The organism is Ruegeria sp. F5 (assembly GCF_056533845.1).
In genome coordinates, this window is record NZ_JBQFOU010000020.1 from 1 (window position 1) to 20,523 (window position 20,523).

At 60.9% G+C, this 20,523-nt stretch carries 21 protein-coding genes and 1 tRNA gene; 14 read left to right on the plus strand and 8 right to left on the minus strand.

The annotated features are described in order from the left end of the window. Positions 1-252 precede the first annotated feature (252 nt). The 3 genes from msrQ to ACR0K1_RS21395 all read right to left on the minus strand — a co-directional run bounded on the left by msrQ (position 253) and on the right by ACR0K1_RS21395 (position 2,422). Positions 253-867 (minus strand): protein-methionine-sulfoxide reductase heme-binding subunit MsrQ, encoded by a 615-nt coding sequence (gene msrQ, locus ACR0K1_RS21385; protein ID WP_480851821.1) that lies wholly within the window; start codon positions 865-867, stop codon positions 253-255. 4 nt (positions 868-871) lie between these two features. After that, a complete protein-coding gene (msrP, locus tag ACR0K1_RS21390; protein ID WP_480617056.1) occupies positions 872-1,774 on the minus strand; it encodes a protein-methionine-sulfoxide reductase catalytic subunit MsrP in 903 nt (300 codons plus the stop codon). Between the two features lie 108 nt (positions 1,775-1,882). Beyond that, positions 1,883-2,422 (minus strand): winged helix-turn-helix transcriptional regulator, encoded by a 540-nt coding sequence (locus tag ACR0K1_RS21395; RefSeq protein WP_480617055.1) that lies wholly within the window; start codon positions 2,420-2,422, stop codon positions 1,883-1,885. 40 nt (positions 2,423-2,462) lie between these two features. Here ACR0K1_RS21395 and ACR0K1_RS21400 point away from each other — a divergent pair, with 40 nt between their 5' ends. Next, on the plus strand, positions 2,463-2,840 hold the full coding sequence (locus ACR0K1_RS21400; protein ID WP_480851822.1) for a VOC family protein: 378 nt from the start codon (positions 2,463-2,465) through the stop codon (positions 2,838-2,840). Positions 2,841-2,920: 80 nt separating this feature from the next. On the opposite strand, the gene clpB is transcribed toward ACR0K1_RS21400, so the two are convergent. Beyond that, a complete protein-coding gene (gene clpB / locus ACR0K1_RS21405) occupies positions 2,921-5,539 on the minus strand; it encodes an ATP-dependent chaperone ClpB (protein ID WP_480851823.1) in 2,619 nt (872 codons plus the stop codon). 126 nt (positions 5,540-5,665) lie between these two features. Then, the gene (locus ACR0K1_RS21410; protein ID WP_480617052.1) at positions 5,666-5,986 is read right to left on the minus strand and encodes a hypothetical protein; all 321 of its coding nucleotides are present in this window, start codon (positions 5,984-5,986) and stop codon (positions 5,666-5,668) included. Between the two features lie 155 nt (positions 5,987-6,141). On the opposite strand from ACR0K1_RS21410, the gene pyrF reads away from it, so the two are divergent. Next, positions 6,142-6,846: an orotidine-5'-phosphate decarboxylase gene (gene pyrF / locus ACR0K1_RS21415; RefSeq protein ID WP_480851824.1), complete on the plus strand. Its 705-nt coding sequence runs from the start codon at positions 6,142-6,144 to the stop codon at positions 6,844-6,846. A 344-nt stretch (positions 6,847-7,190) separates the two neighbouring features. Continuing rightward, entirely contained in the window at positions 7,191-8,444 is a 1,254-nt protein-coding gene (locus ACR0K1_RS21420) for a DNA polymerase IV (protein ID WP_480617059.1), read from the plus strand. 2 nt (positions 8,445-8,446) lie between these two features. Here ACR0K1_RS21420 and ACR0K1_RS21425 read toward each other — a convergent pair whose 3' ends face one another. Next, complete coding sequence (locus ACR0K1_RS21425) at positions 8,447-9,307, minus strand: N-formylglutamate amidohydrolase (protein WP_480617050.1); 861 nt, start codon at positions 9,305-9,307, stop codon at positions 8,447-8,449. Between the two features lie 147 nt (positions 9,308-9,454). Between ACR0K1_RS21425 and ACR0K1_RS21430 the strand changes: the two genes are divergently transcribed. From ACR0K1_RS21430 to ACR0K1_RS21450, 5 genes are all read left to right on the plus strand, one after another. Beyond that, a tRNA-Val gene (locus ACR0K1_RS21430) sits at positions 9,455-9,529 on the plus strand. A 91-nt stretch (positions 9,530-9,620) separates the two neighbouring features. After that, positions 9,621-9,746 (plus strand): type B 50S ribosomal protein L36, encoded by a 126-nt coding sequence (gene ykgO, locus ACR0K1_RS21435; RefSeq protein WP_008755722.1) that lies wholly within the window; start codon positions 9,621-9,623, stop codon positions 9,744-9,746. A 274-nt stretch (positions 9,747-10,020) separates the two neighbouring features. Continuing rightward, on the plus strand, positions 10,021-11,037 hold the full coding sequence (locus ACR0K1_RS21440) for a Fe(3+) ABC transporter substrate-binding protein (RefSeq protein ID WP_480617049.1): 1,017 nt from the start codon (positions 10,021-10,023) through the stop codon (positions 11,035-11,037). A gap of 122 nt (positions 11,038-11,159) precedes the next feature. Further along, complete coding sequence (locus ACR0K1_RS21445) at positions 11,160-11,714, plus strand: helix-turn-helix domain-containing protein (protein WP_480617048.1); 555 nt, start codon at positions 11,160-11,162, stop codon at positions 11,712-11,714. Beyond that, a complete protein-coding gene (locus ACR0K1_RS21450) occupies positions 11,711-12,241 on the plus strand; it encodes an N-acetyltransferase family protein (protein ID WP_480851825.1) in 531 nt (176 codons plus the stop codon). Before ACR0K1_RS21445 ends, ACR0K1_RS21450 begins: the two co-directional genes overlap by 4 nt. A 15-nt stretch (positions 12,242-12,256) precedes the next feature. Here ACR0K1_RS21450 and ACR0K1_RS21455 read toward each other — a convergent pair whose 3' ends face one another. Next, positions 12,257-13,057, minus strand: coding sequence for a phenylalanine 4-monooxygenase (locus tag ACR0K1_RS21455; RefSeq protein ID WP_480617046.1), 801 nt, complete (start codon positions 13,055-13,057; stop codon positions 12,257-12,259). A 119-nt stretch (positions 13,058-13,176) separates the two neighbouring features. Here ACR0K1_RS21455 and ACR0K1_RS21460 point away from each other — a divergent pair, with 119 nt between their 5' ends. Both ACR0K1_RS21460 and ACR0K1_RS21465 read left to right on the plus strand, forming a co-directional pair. Further along, the gene (locus tag ACR0K1_RS21460; protein ID WP_480617045.1) at positions 13,177-13,635 is read left to right on the plus strand and encodes an Lrp/AsnC family transcriptional regulator; all 459 of its coding nucleotides are present in this window, start codon (positions 13,177-13,179) and stop codon (positions 13,633-13,635) included. A 102-nt stretch (positions 13,636-13,737) separates the two neighbouring features. Beyond that, on the plus strand, positions 13,738-14,034 hold the full coding sequence (locus ACR0K1_RS21465) for an antibiotic biosynthesis monooxygenase family protein (protein WP_480851826.1): 297 nt from the start codon (positions 13,738-13,740) through the stop codon (positions 14,032-14,034). Between the two features lie 52 nt (positions 14,035-14,086). On the opposite strand, the gene ACR0K1_RS21470 is transcribed toward ACR0K1_RS21465, so the two are convergent. Next, on the minus strand, positions 14,087-15,028 hold the full coding sequence (locus ACR0K1_RS21470) for a LysR family transcriptional regulator (protein WP_480851827.1): 942 nt from the start codon (positions 15,026-15,028) through the stop codon (positions 14,087-14,089). A 121-nt stretch (positions 15,029-15,149) separates the two neighbouring features. Between ACR0K1_RS21470 and ACR0K1_RS21475 the strand changes: the two genes are divergently transcribed. The 4 genes from ACR0K1_RS21475 to ACR0K1_RS21490 all read left to right on the plus strand — a co-directional run bounded on the left by ACR0K1_RS21475 (position 15,150) and on the right by ACR0K1_RS21490 (position 20,470). Further along, positions 15,150-16,157: a TAXI family TRAP transporter solute-binding subunit gene (locus ACR0K1_RS21475; RefSeq protein WP_480617042.1), complete on the plus strand. Its 1,008-nt coding sequence runs from the start codon at positions 15,150-15,152 to the stop codon at positions 16,155-16,157. Between the two features lie 80 nt (positions 16,158-16,237). Beyond that, entirely contained in the window at positions 16,238-18,451 is a 2,214-nt protein-coding gene (locus ACR0K1_RS21480; RefSeq protein ID WP_480851828.1) for a TRAP transporter permease, read from the plus strand. 4 nt (positions 18,452-18,455) lie between these two features. After that, positions 18,456-19,694, plus strand: coding sequence for an NAD(P)/FAD-dependent oxidoreductase (locus ACR0K1_RS21485; RefSeq protein ID WP_480617040.1), 1,239 nt, complete (start codon positions 18,456-18,458; stop codon positions 19,692-19,694). Between the two features lie 35 nt (positions 19,695-19,729). Continuing rightward, entirely contained in the window at positions 19,730-20,470 is a 741-nt protein-coding gene (locus ACR0K1_RS21490) for an aspartate/glutamate racemase family protein (protein ID WP_480851829.1), read from the plus strand. Positions 20,471-20,523 lie beyond the last annotated feature (53 nt).

Consider the following 20,523-nt stretch of genomic DNA (forward strand, 5'->3'; position numbering starts at 1 on the left):
CTCGCCGTCTCCAGCAACCCAGCAACCGCCTCAGCAGCGCCGGTGAAGGGGGTTCTAAGGTTTACCAACAATAGCCGCAAGAGGAAAAACAGGAAAACGCGATATTTTTCCATTTTTCAGTATTTATTTATTTTTATCATATAGTTACAGCAAGTTTGATCCCAATTACAAGGGATCAAACCAGAGCCCCAGGCCGGGAATCACGACCGCAAAGGGCTTATTCACACACTTGCCCACAGACTCACCGCAGACTCAGGCGGAATCGGCCCGGCGGACCCGCGTGAACAGGCGCGGCACGGGCAATCGGACGACCAGCAGGACGACGATCACCGTCAGGTATATCAACGGTTTGATCTGAAACCCCTTGGCCAGCATCACATAATGCAACCCGCCAAGAAGGGCCGCGCCATAGACCAGTTTGTGCAGGCTTCGCCACTGCGGCCCCAGCTTCCGCACCGACCAGTTGTTGGAGGTCAAAGCCAAAGGCAGCATCAGCAGGAACCCGGCCATCCCCACCGTAATATAGGGGCGCTTGAGGATATCCGCCCAGATCTGGCTCAGCACCTGCACATCCAGCACCAGCCAGACAAGCAGATGCAGCGCGACATAGAGGAAAGCCAGAACCCCGATGGCGCGGCGGAACTTCATCAGGTTCAGCCCGAAATACCGCCGCAGAGGTGTGACGGCCAGACCCAGGATCAGCAGTTGCAGGGCAAGTTCGCCCAGTTCATGCTCAAGCGCCTCAATGGGTTCGACGCCAAGCCCGCCGGTCTGCGCCAGATAGAACAGCCAGGGCACAGGCAAAATCCCGGCCATATAAACCGCCCATACCGGGATTCGGCGCAGTATCTGGTTCACCGTCTGCATGATCCTAGTAGTTCTTTGCCAGATCCATACCTTCATAAAGGCCCGCGACCTCTTCCTCGTAGCCGTTAAACATCAGCGTCGGTTCCCGCCTTGCGAACAGCCCCCCACCGATGCGGCGTTCAGAGGCCTGCGACCAGCGCGGATGATCCACGTTCGGGTTCACATTACTATAGAAACCGTATTCGCGCGGGTTCGACATGTTCCAGCTTGTCGGCGGCTCATCCTCGGTCAGCGTGATGCGGACAATCGACTTGATGGATTTGAAACCGTATTTCCACGGCACGACCAGACGCAGCGGCGCCCCGTTCTGGTTCGGAATCGGGCGGTCATAAATCCCCGTGGCCATGATCGTCAGCGGGTGCATGGCTTCGTCCAGCCGCAGCCCTTCGCGATAGGGCCATTCGAGGACAGGGAACCGGACACCCGGCATCTCATCGGGGCGCAGCGCCGTTTCAAAGGCCACGTATTTGGCCCCCTCCTGCACGCCCACCATGTTCAGCAGATCGGCCAGTTCGAACCCGTTCCACGGGATTACCATCGACCAGGCCTCGACACAGCGGAAGCGATAGATGCGTTCCTCGACCGTCATCTCGGACATCACATCCGCGAACTGGTAGTCACCGGGGCGGTCAACCAGACCGTCGATCTTGATGCTCCACGGTTCAGTCACCAGCGTATGGGCATATTTTGCCGGATCGTCCTTGCGCGTGCCGAACTCGTAGTAATTGTTGTAGGACGTGATCTCTTCCCAGGTATTGGGCTCCAGCGCGTCCTGCGCCCGGGACGGATTTGGCAAGCTCGCCAACCCCACGCCTGCCAACCCGGCCATCACCTGCCGCCGGTTCAGAAACGCCGCCCTTGGGGTAACGTCAGCATGTGTCAAAGTGTTGGTCCAGCGATGCGCCATGTAAGTCTCCGTATATATGCACCTCGGTCACGAGGTAGACCGCTGATAGCACAGAGCCAAGGAAACAGGCGTAACGATTGAGCGAACAGATTGTAACTTAGGGTCCGCTTATCCCAGCTGCAGCCCAACAGCACGGTTGATCTCGGCCCCGGTGTTAACGGCCTGATAGGTCGGGAACGGCTGCCGGGATGACATGTCGATATCACGCCGCACCCAGTCTTTTCCCTCTAGCTGCCTGAGCGAGGACGACAACGCCCGGTCGGTAATTGCCCCGAGATCTGATTTGAGACCTGAAAAGCGTCTTGGTTGATGCGTCAGCGCCAAAACCGGAACCGTCCAATTGCGGCGGAGCATCGTGAACTCGGCCTCATTGGGGACCAGCGCAACGATCCTGGCCGCCAGCGCGGCGGCCTGCCTGCCTTTTTCGGTCAATCGGAACTCGGGGCGCAAGGGATGGCCATGGCCGGGGTTCCTTTCAAGCAATCCAAGATCAACAAGATGCTCAAGGCTTGCGGCAAAGGCCGTCCGGCCTGCGCCTGTCGCGGTCAGCAAAGGCGCCTGCCTGCCGGGGACACCGTGATGCAACTGCGCCAGAATGTTCAGCGACCATGCCCGGGATGTAAGCTTGACAAGTGTCGTTATGTCCATAAAATATAGTTACCATATTTTTAGACATAAGGAAAGTTCTATGGCCCTTGTTTCTTTGGAAAGCACCATCACACTCGCCATTTCCGTCAAAGACCGCCACGCAAGCGCGCACTGGTATAGCGAGAAACTTGGATTTGAACTGATCCATCACATTGATGAAGCCGGGTGGAGCGAGATGTTGACCAAGACCGATGGGGTCACACTTGGTCTGGGTGAACAGACGGAACCTACGCCCGGGAACACTGTACCGGTGTTTGGTATCTCTGACATCGCCACGGCCCGCGCCGCGCTTGAAGGCGCAGGGGTTCGCTTTGACGGCCCGACCGAAACCATCGAAGGGATGGTCAGCACCGCGACATTTTACGATCCGGATAACAACGCGATGATGTTGGCGCAGGATTTGACAGGGCAGGCGTGAGTTTTGCGCAGAAGCCCGCCCTCTTGCATCTGCGAAGTTAAAAGACCCGCCGGTTTGGCGGGTCTTTCCGTTTTTAAAGATCAGTGCACCACGGCATCATCCGGGCGTGGCCGTTCCGAAGTGCCCAGCCGGTCGCCAATGATCAGGCCATCAGCCCCGGCCGTTACAGGAACGGTCTCGCCATCCTTGATCTCACCGGCCAGCAGAGCCTCGGCCAGCGGGTTCTGAAGGGCGCGCTGGATCACACGCTTGAGCGGACGCGCGCCAAAGACCGGATCATAGCCTTCGTTGGCCAGCCATTCCTTCGCGCCATCGTCCAGAGCCAGCTCGATCTTGCGGGCGGCCAGACGCTTTTGCAGACGCGCCATCTGAATATCGACAATGCCATCCATATCGGCCCGCTTGAGGCGGTCAAAGATGATGGTCTCATCCAGACGGTTCAGGAACTCGGGCCGGAAATGCGCCCGGACCGCATCCATCACATCGCGCCGTGCCTGCGCGCTGTCCGCGCCTTCGGGCAACTGGCTCAGCGCCTGAGAACCGAGGTTCGAGGTCAGGATGATCAGCGTCTGCTTGAAGTCCACGGTGCGGCCCTGACCATCGGTCAGAACGCCATCGTCGAGAACCTGCAACAGCACGTTGAACACGTCCGGATGCGCCTTTTCGACCTCATCAAACAGCACAACCTGATAGGGCCGGCGCCGCACGGCTTCGGTCAGCACACCGCCTTCGTCATACCCGACATAGCCCGGAGGAGCACCGATCAGACGGGCGACCGCGTGTTTCTCCATGAACTCTGACATGTCGATGCGCACCATCGCGTTGTCGTCGTCAAACAGGAAATTCGCCACGGCCTTGGTCAGTTCTGTTTTCCCCACGCCGGTGGGCCCGAGGAACAGGAACGAGCCCAGCGGGCGGTTCTCATCATTCAGGCCCGCGCGCGCACGGCGCACGGCATTGGCAACGGCAGTCACCGCCGCATCCTGACCGATCACGCGGGAATGCAGATCGTCTTCCATCCGCAGCAACTTCTCGCGTTCCCCTTCCAGCATCTTTGCGGTCGGGATACCCGTCCAGCGTTCGACCACCGAGGCGATCTGTTCGGGACGCACCGTTTCCTCGGCCATCATGGCGTTGCTTTCGGCGTTTTCGGCCTCGGTCAACTGCTTCTCAAGCTCTGGGATAATGCCATAGGACAGCTCACCGGCTTTTGCCAGATTGCCTTCGCGCTTGGCGATCTCCAGATCGGCCCGCGCCTTGTCGAGTTGCTCTTTCAGATCGCGTGCGCCCGCCAGCTTGTCGCGTTCGGCCTGCCACTGGGCGGTCATCTCGGCGGATTGCTCCTGCAGGTCGGCCAGATCCTTTTGCAAGGTTTCCAGACGATCTTTTGACGCCGCATCATCCTCAAGCTTCAGCGCCTCTTCCTCGATCTGCATCTGCAGGATCTGGCGATCCAGCTGATCGAGTTCCTCTGGCTTGCTGTCCACTTCCATCCGCAACCGCGACGCGGCTTCATCGACAAGGTCGATGGCTTTGTCGGGCAGGAAGCGGTCGGTGATATAGCGATGCGACAGCGTTGCCGCCGACACCAGCGCCGAGTCGGAAATCCGCACTCCGTGGTGCAGCTCGTACTTTTCCTTGATGCCGCGCAGGATGCTGATCGTGTCCTCGACGGTCGGCTCGGTGACCATCACAGGCTGGAACCGGCGCGCAAGGGCCGCGTCTTTTTCGACGTAATTACGATACTCATCCAAAGTGGTCGCGCCGATACAGTGCAACTCACCCCGGGCAAGCGCAGGCTTGATCAGGTTGGCGGCATCCATCGCGCCGTCGGATTTCCCGGCGCCGACCAGCGTATGCATCTCGTCAATAAACAGGATGATCTCACCGGCGGCCTCGGTCACTTCGGTCAGAACCGCCTTCAGGCGTTCTTCGAACTCACCCCGGTATTTCGCACCGGCAATCAGCGCACCCATGTCGAGCGCAAGCAGCTTTTTGTCTTTCAGCGATTCCGGCACGTCGCCGTTGATGATGCGCAGGGCCATGCCCTCGGCAATCGCGGTTTTACCGACGCCGGGTTCCCCGATCAGAACCGGGTTGTTTTTGGTCCGGCGCGACAGAACCTGCATCGAGCGGCGGATTTCCTCATCCCGCCCGATGATCGGGTCGATCTTGCCCTCGGCCGCCGCTTCGGTCAGGTCGCGCGCGTATTTCTTGAGCGCGTCATACCCTTCCTCTGCCGAGGCCGAGTCAGCGGTGCGGCCCTTGCGGATGTCATTGATCGCTTCGTTCAGCTTCTGGGCGGATACGGCTCCGGCCTCCAACGCCTCTTTGGCTTTGGATTTCACCATGCACAACGCCATCAGCACCCGCTCGACCGGCACAAAACTGTCGCCCGCCTTGGTGGCAATCTTTGCAGCCTCGTCCAAAACCTTGGCGGTCTGGCCGTCCATGTAAATCTGGCCCGCATCGCCGCTGACCTTCGGGATTTTCCCCATCGCGGCATCCAGCGCCTCGACCACGCGGCCCGGCGCGCCGCCCGCGCGTTTGATCAGGTTGCTGGCCAGCCCCTGATCGTCATCCATCAATGCCTTGAGTATATGTGTGGGCTCCAGCCTCTGGTGCCCCTCGCGCAGCGCAATCGTTTGCGCCGCCTGCACGATTCCCCGTGCCCGCTCGGTGAACTTGTTCAAGTCCATGCTGTTCTCCTTTTCCAAGCGCCCCGTTTTGACATGCCCGCCTGGCGGCACATGTCGGTCGAAGCCTCACATTCAATCTGGGAAATATCTGACCGGGTTCAAGAGGCTTAGCGCCACAAATCGGCCCTATCCGCGCGGGATCGAATAGACCGTGTAGCCGCCGGTTTCCGCCATCTGCTGCGCGTCATACATATCGACCAGAGACTGCTCCGCGTCGCTGCCGGTGGGGCAGGAAACAAGATCGGCGGTGTGGTCCAGAAATTCGCCGGTAAAGGCTGTCTCGCCCGTCAACTGGCACCAGTCGTCGTCCGAGCGGTAGCCGCGCACCAGCAGCAGATTGTCATTGGTCGGGGCCGGTGCTGCGCCGGTATCCGATGCGCCGCCATGCTTGACCTCATCACATGCCGCCAGTGCGATGAGCATTCCGAGTGCAACCAGATGTTTCATGTCCTGTCCCTTTTCAAATCATTCACCTGAATTGCGGGCAATATAGCACAACCTGCGTTCTGCGCCTTGAACCCGTTCACCGTCGCCAGATCATGGACAGACCGCCCCGAACCCGTTAGGACGCAGACGTTTGCCAAAAAAACGGAGCGCACCCCATGTCCGATGACCGCCTGATCGTAGCCCTCGATGTCCCGAACGCCCTGCAGGGGCTGGCCATGGCCGAACGGCTGGGCGACAGTGTCTCGTTTTACAAGATCGGGCTGGGCATGCTGACCGGTGGCGGGCTGGCTTTGGCCAATGAGCTGAAGCAGGACCACGGCAAGCGCATCTTTCTGGACATGAAGCTGTTCGACATCGGCAACACGGTCGAAAACGCCGTACGCGGGCTGGCGCAGTTCGATCTGGATTTCCTGACCGTGCATGGCGACCCGCATGTGGTGCGGGCGGCCAAGGAAGGGGCTTCGGGCAAGGACCTGAAAATTCTCGCGGTGACGATCCTGACCTCGCTTAACCGCGACGATCTGGATGCCGGCCTGCTGAAAGACGGCGACGTGCAGGATCTGGTGGTCGAACGCGCCGCCCGCGCGTTGGAGGCCGGGGCGGACGGCGTCATCGCCAGCCCGCAAGAGGCCGCCCTGATCCGCGCCCTGCCCCAGGCCGAAGGCCGGCTGATCGTGACCCCCGGCGTGCGCCCTGCGGGTGCGGCATTGGGCGATCAGAAACGCGTCGCCACCCCCGCCAGCGCCATCGGCGACGGGGCCGATCACATCGTTGTGGGCCGCCCGATCTATCAGGCAGACGATCCCAAAGCCGCTGCCGAGGCTGTTCTGAACGAGTTAAATTCTTTGACACGCCACTAAACGGCACAGGGGAATCAGCCCGTATTTGCCCAAGAACGGGCGGCAACCTCTTGACGTTACGTCAATTTTCACGCCCACCGCGCCAAATTGCCCCTGTGCCTGAAAACACACATTCAAAACCCGCATTAGGTATGGGCTGTGTTCACGCTATCGCATTCACGCATTTTGCGCGATTCTGGGGATGAGACACTCCCCAACGAACCGTCTCTTCCTGAGGTTCGTTACCTCCCCCCGCCCTGTTGCGGGGGGTCTTCTTTCGGAACATCCGGCGCGGCTGACGGGCCTGTGATCACCCGCAAAGGGTGCTATAAGAAGTTTCCCGAACCCTGCGCATGTGGACGCAAATGCCCGGTCTGTGCCGAGATTGCCTGACTTCGCTGAACGATGAGCGGCGCTGCCCGTCCTGCGGCAGCCCGCGCGTGCTGGCGCATCCCGAACTGTTCGACCTGTCCATTGCGCATATGGATTGCGACGCGTTCTACGCCTCGGTCGAAAAGCGCGACAACCCCGATCTGGCGGACAAGCCGGTGATCATCGGCGGCGGCAAGCGTGGCGTCGTATCCACCGCCTGTTACGTAGCGCGGATCAGGGGCGTGCGCTCGGCCATGCCGATGTTCAAGGCCCTGCAGTTGTGCCCCGAGGCGGTGGTGATCAAACCGCGCATGTCGGTCTATGCCAAGGTCTCGCGCGAAATCCGCGCGATGATGGATGAGCTGACCCCGGACGTTGAACCCCTGTCGCTGGACGAGGCGTTCATGGACCTGTCGGGCACGCAACGCCTGCACGGCGCGCCGCCTGCGGTGATGCTGGCGCGGCTGGTCAAGCGGATGAAAGACGAACTGGGCCTGACCGGGTCCATCGGCCTGAGCCACAACAAGTTTCTGGCCAAGGTCGCCTCGGACCTCGACAAACCGCGCGGGTTTTCGGTGATCGGCAAGGCCGAAACCGCCGCGTTTCTGCATGACAAACCGGTGCGGCTGATCTGGGGTATTGGCCCGGCGGCGCAGGAGTCGCTGGACCGAGCTGGCATCCGCACATTTTCAGACCTGCTGCGCTGGGATCAGGAAGCGCTGACCGCCCGGTTCGGATCGATGGGCTACCGCCTGTGGCATCTGGCCCGCGGACAGGACAAGCGCCGCGTCTCGGCCCACGAACCGATGAAGTCGATCAGCAATGAGATGACGTTTTTCGAAGACACCTCGAGCACCGAGATTCTGGACGGGCACCTGTGGCGCATGGCCCTGAAAGTCTCGGATCGCGCCAAGGCCAAGGGGCTGGCGGGGCGGGTTGTCACGCTGAAGCTGAAGAAAGCTAACCACAAGATCCTGACCCGGCGCGTGTCCCTGCGCGACGCGACCCAGATCGCCGACCGGATTTACCGGACCGCACGCGCATTGTTCGATCAGGTTGGCGATCAGGGACCCTATCGCCTGCTGGGCTGCGGGTTGTCCGATCTGTGCCCGGAAGATCAGGCCGATATCTCGGGCGATTTGCTGGACCCGGGTGCGGCGCGACGGTCACAAGCCGAGCGGGCGACGGACGAGATTCGCAGGAAATTCGGAACCGATGCGATCGTGAAGGGGCGGGCGCTGCGCTGAACTTATTCAGCGGCCAATTGCGCCGGCTCTGCACCGATGGCGGATATCTCGGCGATCACCTGCCGCAGCACATTGGCAAAGGCCATGAAGTTGGCATTCGGCGTGATCTTTTCCTCGTCCATGTACAAGGCCCGATCGATCTCGATCTGAACCGCATGCTGATGCCGCCCCGGACGCCCATAGGTCTGCGTGACATAAGCCCCGGCAAAGGGCGCATTCCGCGCGACGGCCAGACCCGCCGAGGCAAAGGCCGATTCGATCCGCTCGACAATCTCGGCCGAGGCGGATGCGCCGAACCGGTCACCCAGCACGATCTCGGGCCGCTTGCTATGCGCGGCGCTGGCCATCGCCACGGCCTCATGCGGCATCGAATGGCAATCGACCAGAATCGCCTGCCCGAATTTCTCGTGCGATTCCGCCAGCAGGGATTTCAGGCGCGCGTGGTAGGGCCGCCAATGGGTGTCGATGCGCAAGCGCGCCTCGTCCATGGTCAGCTTGCCGCGATAAATCGCGCGCCCATTTGCCACCACCCGCGGAATCACCCCCAGCCCCGAGGCGACGCGCGGATTGTGCCCATGCCTGCGCGCGCCGCTGATCAGCGCCGGGTCAAGCTCATCGGCGCTGCGGTTGAGGTCCAGATAGGCGCGCGGCATCGCGGCCTTGATCAGCGGCGCGCCGCAATCGGCGGCAGGCGCGAAAAGCTGATCGACAAACGCATCTTCCGAGGATCGAATCACATTAGGATTCAGCACCGAACGCTTCAGAAAGGCCTCAGGATAGTCGCGCCCGCTATGCGGCGAAGAAAAAACCGCGCATGAGCTGCGGTTTTCGGGCATATCCAGTGTGTAGGCTGCGTTCTGCATGATTACTCCGTGTTCGCAGCTAACATAGACCGGAAAATAGTTCTTCCAAACCCCTTGAACCCCTTTGCGACTCCTTTTATAGACCCCGCTACCTGCGCGGGTATCCGCGCCCCATTTCGTTATGGGGCAGGGCACGCAAAGGTTCGTGGGCGGTTAGCTCAGCGGTAGAGCACTTCGTTGACATCGAAGGGGTCACAAGTTCGATCCTTGTACCGCCCACCATCGTTTCACTGTTCCGGGTTTTCCGGGGCACCCGCTAACCCAGGCGCTGGCCACGTCTTTGATGAAGGCGCCGCAGATTGGAGACAGACCAATGAAGGTCAAGAACTCGCTCCGCTCGCTCAAGAACCGGCACCGTGATTGCCGGATTGTGCGTCGCAAAGGCCGCGTCTACGTGATCAACAAGACGCAGCGCAAGTTCAAGGCTCGTCAGGGCTAAGAACTGCACAATACCGAATTGAAAGAACCGCGCCTTCGGGTGCGGTTTTTTTGTTGGCGGACGGGATGAGCCATGCACCGACCATCAGCCTGTCCCGCCTGAAACTTTCAAAGTTTCAGGGACGGTTTCTTTTCAAGAAACCGTCGTTTCTCGCGATAGCGACCATTTGACCAACTAAATTGGTCGGAAATCCTTGCATCCCCCGCAGAATCGTTTAATTGACCAAATCAGTCGGGTTATAACCCGCCACGCACTTCAATGTTGGGACAAAAAGATGCTGAAATCCTCTACCTGCGTTGCCGCCGCCCTGACGGCGCTGATTGCCACCTCTGCCGCCGCCGAGGGCGAACTGAACCTGTATTCCTCGCGCCACTACGACACGGATGAGCGTCTGTATTCGGATTTTGAAGAGGCTACAGGCATCAAGATCAACCGGATCGAGGGCAAAGCCGATGAGCTGATCGCCCGGATGGAGGCCGAGGGCGCGAACTCTCCGGCGGATGTGATGCTGACGGTCGACACCTCGCGACTGGCCCGCGCCAAAGAGGCCGGTGTGCTGCAAACCATCGACAGCGCCGTTCTGGAAGAGCGCGTTCCGGCCAACTTGCAGGACACCGACAATCAATGGTTCGGCTTCTCGCAGCGCGGGCGGATCATCTTCTACAACAAGAACAAGGTCACCAACCCGCCCGCCACCTATGCCGATCTCGCCAAGCCGGAGTATCAGGGGCTGATCTGCATCCGGTCGTCCAGCAACGTCTACAACCAGACCCTGCTGGCCTCGATCATCACCCATGAGGGCGCGGATGCGGCCAAGGGCTGGGCCGAAGGCATCGTCGCCAACATGGCCCGTGACCCGCAGGGCGGCGATACCGACCAGCTGCGCGGCATCGTTTCGGGGGAATGCGACATCGCCGTGTCGAACACCTATTACTTCGCCCGTTCGATCCGCAAAGACGTCAAGGGTCTGTCGGCAGACCGTGACATGATCGGCTGGGTGTTCCCCAACCAGGACAGCTATGGCGCGCATATGAACCTGTCGGGCGGCGGCGTTGCGGCACATGCGCCGAACAAGGAAAACGCGATCCTGTTCCTGGAGTATCTCTCCGGCGATCAGGCGCAGCAGTATTTCTCGGCTGGCAATGACGAGTTCCCCGCGGTCGAAGGCGTTGAACTGGCCGAGTCGGTGAAGGCTCTGGGCGAGTTCAAAGCGGATGAGGTCAACCTGTCCGAGGTGGCCAAGAACATCCCCGAGGCGCAGAAAATCTTTAACGAGGTTGGCTGGAAATAACCCTGCTGAAATATCGGGCAGTTCAGGGGTGCGATGCTGGTTCGCACCCCTTTTTCGTTGCGTAGAATTAATGTTTGGCGAATACTATTCTCGTAAACGAAAGAAAATCTCATATTTGATACATGCTTGATGCCCTCTCTGACCGCCTCGCCACTCGCCTGAAGGACCTCCGTCTGGGGCACAACTGGTCGCTGGACCAACTGGCCGAACACAGCGGCATCAGCCGGGCGACGCTGTCGCGGATGGAGAAGGGTGACGTCAGCCCGACCGCCGAAAGCCTCGGTAGGTTGTGCGCCGCCTACGGCCTGCCGATGTCGCGCCTGCTGATGATGGTCGAGGACAGTTTCGACCCCAAAGTGCCCTTTGAACGTCAGGCCGAATGGCGCGACCCCGAGACCGGCTTTACCCGCCGCGCCGTGTCGCCCCCTGCCCCCGGCCTGAACGGAGAGGTTCTGGAATGCCACCTGCCCCGCGACACGGTGATCACCTATGAAACGCCACCCAAACCGGGGCAGGAACATCACCTGATCGTTCTGGATGGTGCGTTGACCCAGACGGTCGACGGCACCGCACATGTGCTGAACGGCGGCGATTGCCTGCGCTATCACCTGTCGGGTCCGACCCGGTTTGAAACCGGCCCCGCGCGCGGTGCGCGCTACATTCTGGTGCTGGTATGATCACCCGGCTGACCGACGCTTATTTCGACAGCGCGTTGGATGACCTGACCGAAATTCTGCACGCCTGCGTTCACACCGGGGCCAGCATTGGCTTCATCCTGCCCTTTTCGCCCGACGATGCCCGCGCCTATTGGCAGAACCGAGTCCGGCCCGGCGTGGCCACAGGCGCGCTGGACCTGTTTGTCCTCTATGACGCGGGGCGCATTCAGGGCACCGTCCAGTTGATCCCGGCCCCGATGCCGAACCAGCCGCATCGGGCGGATGTGGCCAAGTTGTTGGTGCATCCGCAGGCCCGGCGGCGCGGGCTTGGGCGGGCGCTGATGACTGCCCTGACCGATCGTGCATCGGAATTGGGGCGCACCGTTCTGGTTCTGGATACCCGCAGCAGCGATCCGTCGCGCATTCTGTACCAGAGCCTTGGGTTCCAGATCGCCGGGGAAATCCCGGATTACTGCCGCAACCCATTCGAAGACAGGCTGGAGCCGACTACCTATATGTACAAAAACCTTGCCGAATCGGCGGTCTGACGCGAAACGCAGACGTTACTCGGCGGCGGTGACCTTTTCGGGAAATTTGTTCGGCAGCAACCCCATCGCACGGGCCTGCCGCACATCCGCAAGCAAATCGCGCTCGGCGGCGGCAAACAGATCCTCGGGGTCGTCGAGGACGAAATACCCCATCTGATGCATGTCGATCCGGTACGGCGTGCGCAGAATGGTCAGGATATCGAACGGGTCCCGGTCGGGAATGTCGCTGGTGACAGCATAGACAAGCTCGGTCGGGGAAGAGGCCAGCCCGGAGCCCAGCGCCTTGATCTTGCCGTCCTGACGGCGCAGCCCGAATTCGATGGAAAACCAGTAGAGCCGGATCAGCCAGGCATAGTCACTCGCATCCGCCTGAACGCCTGCCTTTCCGATGGCATGGCTGAACGCGGCAAAGCGCTTATCGCTCAGCAGCGGCGTGTGTCCGAAAATCTCGTGAAAGATGTCTGGCTCTTCGATGTAGTCGAAATCCTCGCGCGAGCGGATGAAGGAGGCCGCCGGGAACACCCGGTCCGCCAACATGCCGAAAAAGGTCTTGAACCCGATCAGCGCGGGCACCGGCTGCACGCGCCAGCCGGTCAGGTCCAGCAGACGCTCGGAAATGTCGGCGCAGGACGGCACCTTGGTCTTCGGCAATTCCAGCCGCGCCAGCCCGTCGGTATATTCGCGCGCCATGTAGCGCTGCACGTTACCTTCCTGCGCGGCGTAAAGATCGGCCCAGACGCGATCTTCGTCGGCGGTATAGTCGATGTGACCCCGTTCATCGGCCACTTTGGCAACGTATTTGGTCGATTTGGGCATAGCTCTCCTCCGGCTTGCTAACAGGATACCTGTTCGGGTGCGGTGGATTTGTTTTGATTCCAGGTGATTTTGGTCTATTTTGACAAATTCATTTTGGTTTTGTTCGGAAAGCGAAACATATGCTTCAACCTGCCGATATAGCCATCCTGCGCGAATTACAGATCAACGGTCGTCTGTCCATGCAGGACCTGGCCGAAAAAACCGGGCTCTCGGCCTCGCAATGCTGGCGGCGGGTCCGCGATCTTGAGGCGTCGGGCGTTGTCTCGGGCTACCGCGCGCAGGTGGCGGCCAAGGCGGTGGGGCTGAATGCCATCGCCTATGTGCATGTCGCGCTGCGGGATCATCAGGAGGACAGCATCGCGGACTTCCTGCGGCTGGTCGAAACCGAGCCGCAGATTGTCGAATGCGCCTCGATCACCGGGGATCATGACTTTATCCTCAAGGTCTATGCCAAAACGCCGGAAGACCTTGAAGTGTTCATCATGCAGCGGCTGCTGAAATCCGGGCTGGTGCGTGACACACGCAGCAATTTCGTGCTGCGCCAGACCAAGACGCGGGGGCCGTTGCCCATCCTCTGACCCGCGCCCGAAGGCGACAGCCGGGCCCCGATGTGGTACAGGTTTTCGAAACGACCGAGGCACGGCATAGGCCAGGAAACCCCCAACTTGGGAGGTATCGGTATGATTATGCGGATTTTTCAGGTCGTCACGCGCCCCGGCAAGGAAGCCGAGTTTGCGAAATTCTTTCACGAAACAGCCATTCCGCTGATGACCCAAACGGACGGGATTGTCTCGGTCCTGCCCGGCGCAGCCCGGACGGAAAGCCCGCGCGAATTCAGTTTCGTCATGGTCTGGCGCGATCTTGAGGCCCTGAAAGCCTTTGTGGGCGAGGATTACACGACCCCGCATATCGATCCGGCCGAAGCGGAACTGGTCGATTCGCGCATCATCCGGCATTACGATCTGGTCGAAACCTGAGGCCGGGATAAGGCCCGGGCCGTTCGGGCTGCAACAACCTGATCACGCGACCCTAGGCCTCGGTCCGGGGGTTGGCTTTCACCTTGTTCAGCTTCTGTATGACTTCGGCTTTCCAGCCGGCCTGTATCCTCAGCGACAATTGCGACGGCGGCCGGTGCGTGGGGGTCAGAATGGCATATTCATAGCGCAGGGGCGCCTGCAGCGGCACGAACAGGATTTTCCCGTCGGACAGGTTCATCTCGCGCTCGGTCGCAACGGTCAGCGGGTCGACAATGGAGCAACATTGGCCGGAACTGATGAACGGGATCAGCGGCAGAAAATACTGGCAGGTGACGGTCGGATTATACGTGGCCGAGGCCGTCTGGAACTCCTGCCGGACCTTGCGCTGGAACGGGTGGGTGGCATGCAGCCCGCCCATCGGGACCCCGTCCAGATCCGCGAGCGTTATGAAGGCGCGGGCGGCAAAGCCGTGGTCCCGGCCGATGGCGCAAAAGCAATCCGCGCTGATGATCTCGGCTGAAAACTGAGGCTGCTTGCCGGTGGGATGTTCGAAGTCGGCAAATCCGAAATCGATGTTCTGGCTGCCCGCAAGCTCCATGATCTGAGGCGAGCTGCGTGTCGATAAGGTGATACGGACCTCGGGGTTTTCGCCGACCGATCCGCTGATGAAGCGCGGAAACAGAAAGGCCGAGGGGCCCGGCATGGTGGCGATGTTCAGGCTGCCGGACGTTCCCTTGATCAGCCCCTCCATGGTGCTGGAAATGGTCGACAGCCGTTCGAGAATGCCGGTGGTTTCGGCCAGCAGGTAATGGGCCTCGGGCACCGGGACCAGCCTGCGCCCGCGCCGTTCGAACAAGGTCAGGCCAAGGCTTTTTTCAAGATTTTTCAGCGCCAGGCTGATCGCGGGCTGGGTGCGGTTCAGCTTTCTGGCGGTCTGAGAGATGGAGCCCGTCTCCATCACCTCGCGAAATACGGTGAGCTGCGTCAGATTCATTCCGGATATATAAGCTAAACCTTAGTATTGTGAAATATAACAAATTTGTATTTATGAAAATTGCGTCTACGCTGACAGGATCGAAATTCGGGAAAACCGAATCCAAACCTGGGAGATTGTGATGAAACTTGTGAAATGTCTGACCGGTCTGGCCTTGGCTGGCGCGATTGCAGCGCCGGCGCTGGCGCAGGACCCGACCTTTTTCCGCATCGGCACCGGCGGCGCGGGCGGCACTTATTTTCCGATCGGCGGGACCATCGCCAACGGTATTTCGGCCCCTCCGGGATCGCGCCCCTGTGACGAGGGCGGCCAGTGCGGTGTGCCCGGTCTGATCGCGATTGCGCAATCCACGACCGCCTCGGTCTTCAACAACGCTGCCGTGCAGAATGGCGAATTGGAAGCCGGGCTTGCGGCGGCTGACGTCACCCGCTCGATGTATCTGGGCGAGGGTAAATTCGACGGCAAACCCCATCCCAAGCTGCGCATTGTCGCCAACCTGTTCCCCGAAGACCTGCATCTGGTGCTTCCGGCGGGCGAGACGATCAATGACCTGAGCGATCTGGAAGGCAAGCGCGTGGGCATCGCGCAGGCCGGGTCCGGCACACAAGTGGCCGTGCTGCAGATGCTGGATGCCTGGGGCGTCAATCGCGACAACATGGATGAGGCCGAGTTGAACAACAGCCAAAGCGCCGAGCGCCTGGCCGACGGTCAGCTGGACGCCTATTTCTATGCGGCGGGCTGGCCGGTGGCCGCGATGGTGCAACTGTCCTCGACCAAGGGGATGAACCTGCATTCCTTCACGGATGAAGATATGGCCAAGATCAACGAGATCATTCCGGCCTATATCCCCTCGACCATTCCGGGTGGCGTGTACGAAGGCATCGACTCTGAGACCAAGACACCTGCGGTCAGCGCGATGCTGGTGGTGTCCTCGGACCTGTCCGAAGACTTGGTTTACCAGATGACCAAGGCCCTGTGGAACGACAACACCCGCAAGCTGCTGGACAATGGCCATGCCAAGGGTAAGCAGATCACGCCCGACACGGCGCTGGACGGGGTTCAGGCCCTGGGCGTGCCGCTGCATCCAGGGGCCGAGAAGTTCTATAAAGAAGCCGGTCTGCTGCAGTAACCCGAACCTGCTGAAACAAGCCGTCCGGTGCCCCGACAAGGGCACCGGACTGTCCAAACGCGCGATCTCAGGGGGCCATCATGTCCGAGACCCAAAAACTTGATGACCACGAACTGACGGCCGAGGAACTGGCCGCCATCGAGGAACAGTTCGACGAAGGTGCCGCCGTCCGGCAGGTCACGCCGACGGCGGGCAAGGTCCTGCGGGTCGTGGCCCTGATCTTTGCGTTCTACGAGTTTTTCACGGCGGGTTTCGGCCTGCCCGCGGACCATTGGCATATGGGCATCTATCTGGCCCTGCTGTTCATTCTAGTCTACGCGACGATCCCGATTGTGGGGTCCAAGAACCTCTATGCGCTCAAGGTCAGCCGGTTTCGGGTCGGGAACATCCCGATTTACGATCTGGTTTTCATGGCGCTTGGCATTGTCGCCGCACTTTATGTCGGCGTTGCCTGGCGCGGCATCCCGTTGCTGGGCATCGAGGAACAGACCTTCCGCATGGGCAATCCCAACAGCTATGACGTGGCTCTGGGCGTTGTCATCATCCTGCTGGTGCTGGACATCGCGCGCCGCACGCTGGGATGGGTGCTGCCGCTGATCATCTGCGTGTTCATGTCTTATGCCTTGCTGGGCCCTTATTTCCCCGGCTTGCTGCAGCACCCGGGCGTGAATTTCAAAACCTTCGTCTCGTCGATGTATTTCCCGCAGGAAGGCATCTATGGCGTTACGCTGTGGGTCGTTTCGACCATCGTGTTCCACTTCGTCTTATTCGGCGTGATTGCCCAGCGCACCGGCCTGGGACAATTGTTCATCGACAACGCAACCATTCTGGCCGGGCGCTACACCGGCGGACCTGCAAAAGTGTCCGTCGTATCCTCGGCCTTTTTCGGAACCATCTCGGGCTCGTCGGTTGCCAACACCGTCTCCACCGGGGCGCTGACCATTCCGAATATGAAACGTCTGGGCTATCCCGGCCATTTCGCAGGCGGGGTCGAGGCTGCATCCTCCGCCGGCGGCCAGATCACCCCGCCGATCATGGGGGCCGCAGCCTTCATCATGGCTGAATTCCTTGAGGTGCCCTACACCACTATCGTGATCGCCGCGATCTTCCCAGCGATCCTGCATTATGTCGGCGTCTTCGCCGTCGTGCACCTGATGGCGCGCAAGCTGAACCTGCAGGGGCTGGCGAAAGAGCAGTTGCCGCAACTGAAAGCGGTCTGGGCCGAGGGCTGGGCCAATGTTGTCCCGCTGATCGGCCTGCTGGTGGTGCTGTTTTCCGGCTACACGCCGTTCATGTCGGCCTTTTGCGGCATCTCTCTGGCCGTCATCGCGGGCATGTCGCGGATCAAGCAACCGCCGACCCTGATCTATGCGGCGGCGTTCTTGGCCTTTGTGCTGTGGAAATTCTCGGATGGCGGCTTCGATCTGACCATGACCGCGATCCTGTGCGCGCTGTCCGTCATCGCCACGCTCAACCCGCAGAAACGCATCGAAGTGCCCGAGATGCTGCAGGCGGTCGAGCTGGGCGTGAAATACTCGCTGGCCGTGGGTGCGGCGGCGGCGGCCGTGGGCATCGTGGTCGGTGTGATCAACACCACCGGCATCGGCTTCCGCATCGGGTTCATGGTGACGCAGGGGGCGGGCAATCTGGCCTCGGACCTGTACAACATGATCTCGTTCGGCAGCTTCCAACTGTTTGCGATGGAAGACCTGCAACTGTTCATCTCGCTGGTCTTCATCGCGGTGGTCTGCATCCTGATGGGCGCGGGCATCCCGACAACGGCGCTTTACATCATGCTGGTCTCGGTGGCGCAGCCCGCGCTGGCGCAACTGGGCGTGCCGCCCATCGCAAGCCACCTGTTCGTTTTGTACTATGGCGTGGTGTCCGAGATTACGCCGCCGGTCTGTACCTCGGCCTATGCGGCGGCGGCGATTGCCAATTCGAACCCGTTCCGAACCGGCCTGTCGGCCTTCACCCTCGGGCTGGGGAAAGTCATCGCACCGATGGCATTTGTCTACGCGCCGGTTCTGCTGTTCGTGTCCTCGACCGGGTTCAATCTGTGGGAGTTCACCTATACCGCATCCAGCTGCATCGCTGGGGTGATCGCCCTGTCGGCGGCTGTGGTGGGTTACTGGCTGCAACCTCTGAACATGGTGTCGCGCATCCTGATGGCGATCGCCGGGGTGATCTTTGTCGCCCCCTCCCTGACTGCCGATCTGATTGCGCTGGCCGTGGCCTCTCCGGTGATCGTGACGCAACTGATCGCGCGCAGCCGCAGCCATTCCGCGGCCTGACCCGATGGCAGAGCAGGTCACAATCATCGGCGCGGGGATTGTCGGCCTCTGCTGCGCCCTGTCGCTGCAGGACCGGGGCATCCGGGTTCGGCTGATCGACCGGGGCGAGCCGGGGCAGGAGACATCCTTTGGCAATGCAGGGGTGGTGTCGCCCTGGTCGATTGTCCCCCAGTCGACGCCGGGGATCTGGAAGAAACTGCCACACATGCTGCTGGACCCCAAAGGCGCCTTGTCGGTCCGGATGTCCTTCTGGCCCAGAATGATCCCGTGGGGCATGCGGTTCCTTGCGAATGCGGGCGAAAAGACCGTGCGCGAGGTGTCGGACGCGATGGAACTGCTTTGCCGCCCGTCAATCGAGCTGTACCGCATGCATCTGCAGGGCACCGGCCATAAAGACCTGATTGTCGACAGCAACTACATCCACGCCTTCCGCCGCCCCGAACAGGCCAATCTGGAGGGCCTGGATTACCTGATCCGGACCGAGAAAGGCGGTCAGCTGGAACGTATCGACGGCGAAGACCTGCGCCGCATCGAGCCCGCGCTGAGCCGGGATTACAAGGCCGCCATTCTGATCAAAGGCCAGGCCCGGATCACATCGCCCGGACGTGTCGGGGCGGTTCTGGCCGAAAAGGCCCGACAGCAGGGGGCCGAGTTCCTGAAGACCGAGGTCACAGGGCTGAACAGCGCCGATGGTGAAGGCTGGCATCTGCAAACCCCCACCAAGACCTTGCACGCGAACACGGTCGTTCTGTCCGCCGGCGTCTGGTCCGCCGACCTTCTGAAACCGCTGGGGCTGTCCGTTCCGCTGGTGGCCGAACGGGGATACCATGTTGAGTTTCCAAACCCGTCGGCCTGCCTGAACAATTCGGTGATGGATGTGGATGCCAAGGTTGTCGCAAGCTCGATGCAAGGTGGTCTGCGGGTCGCGGGCACAGCCGAGTTTGCCAGCATCGACGCGCCCGCCGATCCGCGCAAGCAGGCGATCCTGACGGATCAGGCAAAGGCGATGCTGCCCGACCTCGATACCAGCCAGACGCGGTTCTGGATGGGGCGGCGTCCCTCCTTTCCCGACAGCCTGCCCGCGATTGGACAGGTCAACGGAAAACCGGGCCTGTTCGGCGCCTTCGGGCATTCGCATTACGGGCTGATGATGGCCCCGAAAACCGGCGAGCTTGTGGCCGATCTGGTCTCGGACCGCCGCCTCAACATCGACCTGACGCCCTATTCTCTGGCCCGGTTCTGACGGGCCGCGCACGATCATCGAAAGGACCTGAGCTTATGCCGATTTACCAAGGCGGGCAGAATATCTGCGGGGCATCCATTGGGGTTTTGTGCCTTGAAAGCTATTTTCCGAAACCCCCGGGGCATATCAAGAACCCCTCGGGCCTGTCCTTCCCCGTGCTTTATGAGATGATCGACGGCGTCACCGTTCCGACACTGCTGAACAACCCGAGCCCCGACCTGCTGGACCCCTTCATCAAAGGCGCGCAACGGCTCGAGGCCGAAGGCGTTAGGGCGATCACCGGCAGTTGCGGCTTTCTGGCCCTGTTTCAGCGGGAACTGGCCGCCGCCGTTTCCGTGCCTGTTTTCGCGTCAAGCCTGATTCAGGTGCCGCTGGCCTATCACATGACGGGGGCCAGCGCGCCAGTCGGGGTCCTGACAGCAGACGCCTCGGCCCTGACCCCGCGCCATTTCCAAGGTGTGGGCGCGGCGGGTATTCCAGTGGCGGTTAAAGGGCTGGAAGCCACGCATGAATTCGCCGAGGTCATCCTACGCAACACCCGCACCCGAATGGACACCGACCTGATCGAGGCCGAGGTTCTGCAAGCCGCCCAAGACCTGAAACGCGATGCGCCGGACGTACGGTCGATCGTTCTGGAATGCACCGACTTGCCGCCCTACGCCGCGCAAATTCAGCAGGCACTAAAGCTGCCGGTCTTCGATCTGACAACGCTGGCGCAGATGGCGCATACCGTGACCACGCGCGCTCCCTATTCCGGGATCATGCCCTGGGAGTGAATGTCCCGAATATGGGACCGACGCCTCGGGCAATGGGCTGCTGGCGACAATTC

What these genes read in the sequence shown, in the direction of transcription:
- msrQ (WP_480851821.1), bottom strand. Translation starts at nt 867, where the DNA reads ATGCAGACGGTGAACCAGATACTGCGCCGAATCCCGGTATGGGCGGTT.
- msrP (WP_480617056.1), bottom strand. Translation starts at nt 1,774, where the DNA reads ATGGCGCATCGCTGGACCAACACTTTGACACATGCTGACGTTACCCCA.
- ACR0K1_RS21395 (WP_480617055.1), bottom strand. Translation starts at nt 2,422, where the DNA reads ATGGACATAACGACACTTGTCAAGCTTACATCCCGGGCATGGTCGCTG.
- ACR0K1_RS21400 (WP_480851822.1), top strand. Translation starts at nt 2,463, where the DNA reads ATGGCCCTTGTTTCTTTGGAAAGCACCATCACACTCGCCATTTCCGTC.
- clpB (WP_480851823.1), bottom strand. Translation starts at nt 5,539, where the DNA reads ATGGACTTGAACAAGTTCACCGAGCGGGCACGGGGAATCGTGCAGGCG.
- ACR0K1_RS21410 (WP_480617052.1), bottom strand. Translation starts at nt 5,986, where the DNA reads ATGAAACATCTGGTTGCACTCGGAATGCTCATCGCACTGGCGGCATGT.
- pyrF (WP_480851824.1), top strand. Translation starts at nt 6,142, where the DNA reads ATGTCCGATGACCGCCTGATCGTAGCCCTCGATGTCCCGAACGCCCTG.
- ACR0K1_RS21420 (WP_480617059.1), top strand. Translation starts at nt 7,191, where the DNA reads ATGCCCGGTCTGTGCCGAGATTGCCTGACTTCGCTGAACGATGAGCGG.
- ACR0K1_RS21425 (WP_480617050.1), bottom strand. Translation starts at nt 9,307, where the DNA reads ATGCAGAACGCAGCCTACACACTGGATATGCCCGAAAACCGCAGCTCA.
- ykgO (WP_008755722.1), top strand. Translation starts at nt 9,621, where the DNA reads ATGAAGGTCAAGAACTCGCTCCGCTCGCTCAAGAACCGGCACCGTGAT.
- ACR0K1_RS21440 (WP_480617049.1), top strand. Translation starts at nt 10,021, where the DNA reads ATGCTGAAATCCTCTACCTGCGTTGCCGCCGCCCTGACGGCGCTGATT.
- ACR0K1_RS21445 (WP_480617048.1), top strand. Translation starts at nt 11,160, where the DNA reads ATGCTTGATGCCCTCTCTGACCGCCTCGCCACTCGCCTGAAGGACCTC.
- ACR0K1_RS21450 (WP_480851825.1), top strand. Translation starts at nt 11,711, where the DNA reads ATGATCACCCGGCTGACCGACGCTTATTTCGACAGCGCGTTGGATGAC.
- ACR0K1_RS21455 (WP_480617046.1), bottom strand. Translation starts at nt 13,057, where the DNA reads ATGCCCAAATCGACCAAATACGTTGCCAAAGTGGCCGATGAACGGGGT.
- ACR0K1_RS21460 (WP_480617045.1), top strand. Translation starts at nt 13,177, where the DNA reads ATGCTTCAACCTGCCGATATAGCCATCCTGCGCGAATTACAGATCAAC.
- ACR0K1_RS21465 (WP_480851826.1), top strand. Translation starts at nt 13,738, where the DNA reads ATGATTATGCGGATTTTTCAGGTCGTCACGCGCCCCGGCAAGGAAGCC.
- ACR0K1_RS21470 (WP_480851827.1), bottom strand. Translation starts at nt 15,028, where the DNA reads ATGAATCTGACGCAGCTCACCGTATTTCGCGAGGTGATGGAGACGGGC.
- ACR0K1_RS21475 (WP_480617042.1), top strand. Translation starts at nt 15,150, where the DNA reads ATGAAACTTGTGAAATGTCTGACCGGTCTGGCCTTGGCTGGCGCGATT.
- ACR0K1_RS21480 (WP_480851828.1), top strand. Translation starts at nt 16,238, where the DNA reads ATGTCCGAGACCCAAAAACTTGATGACCACGAACTGACGGCCGAGGAA.
- ACR0K1_RS21485 (WP_480617040.1), top strand. Translation starts at nt 18,456, where the DNA reads ATGGCAGAGCAGGTCACAATCATCGGCGCGGGGATTGTCGGCCTCTGC.
- ACR0K1_RS21490 (WP_480851829.1), top strand. Translation starts at nt 19,730, where the DNA reads ATGCCGATTTACCAAGGCGGGCAGAATATCTGCGGGGCATCCATTGGG.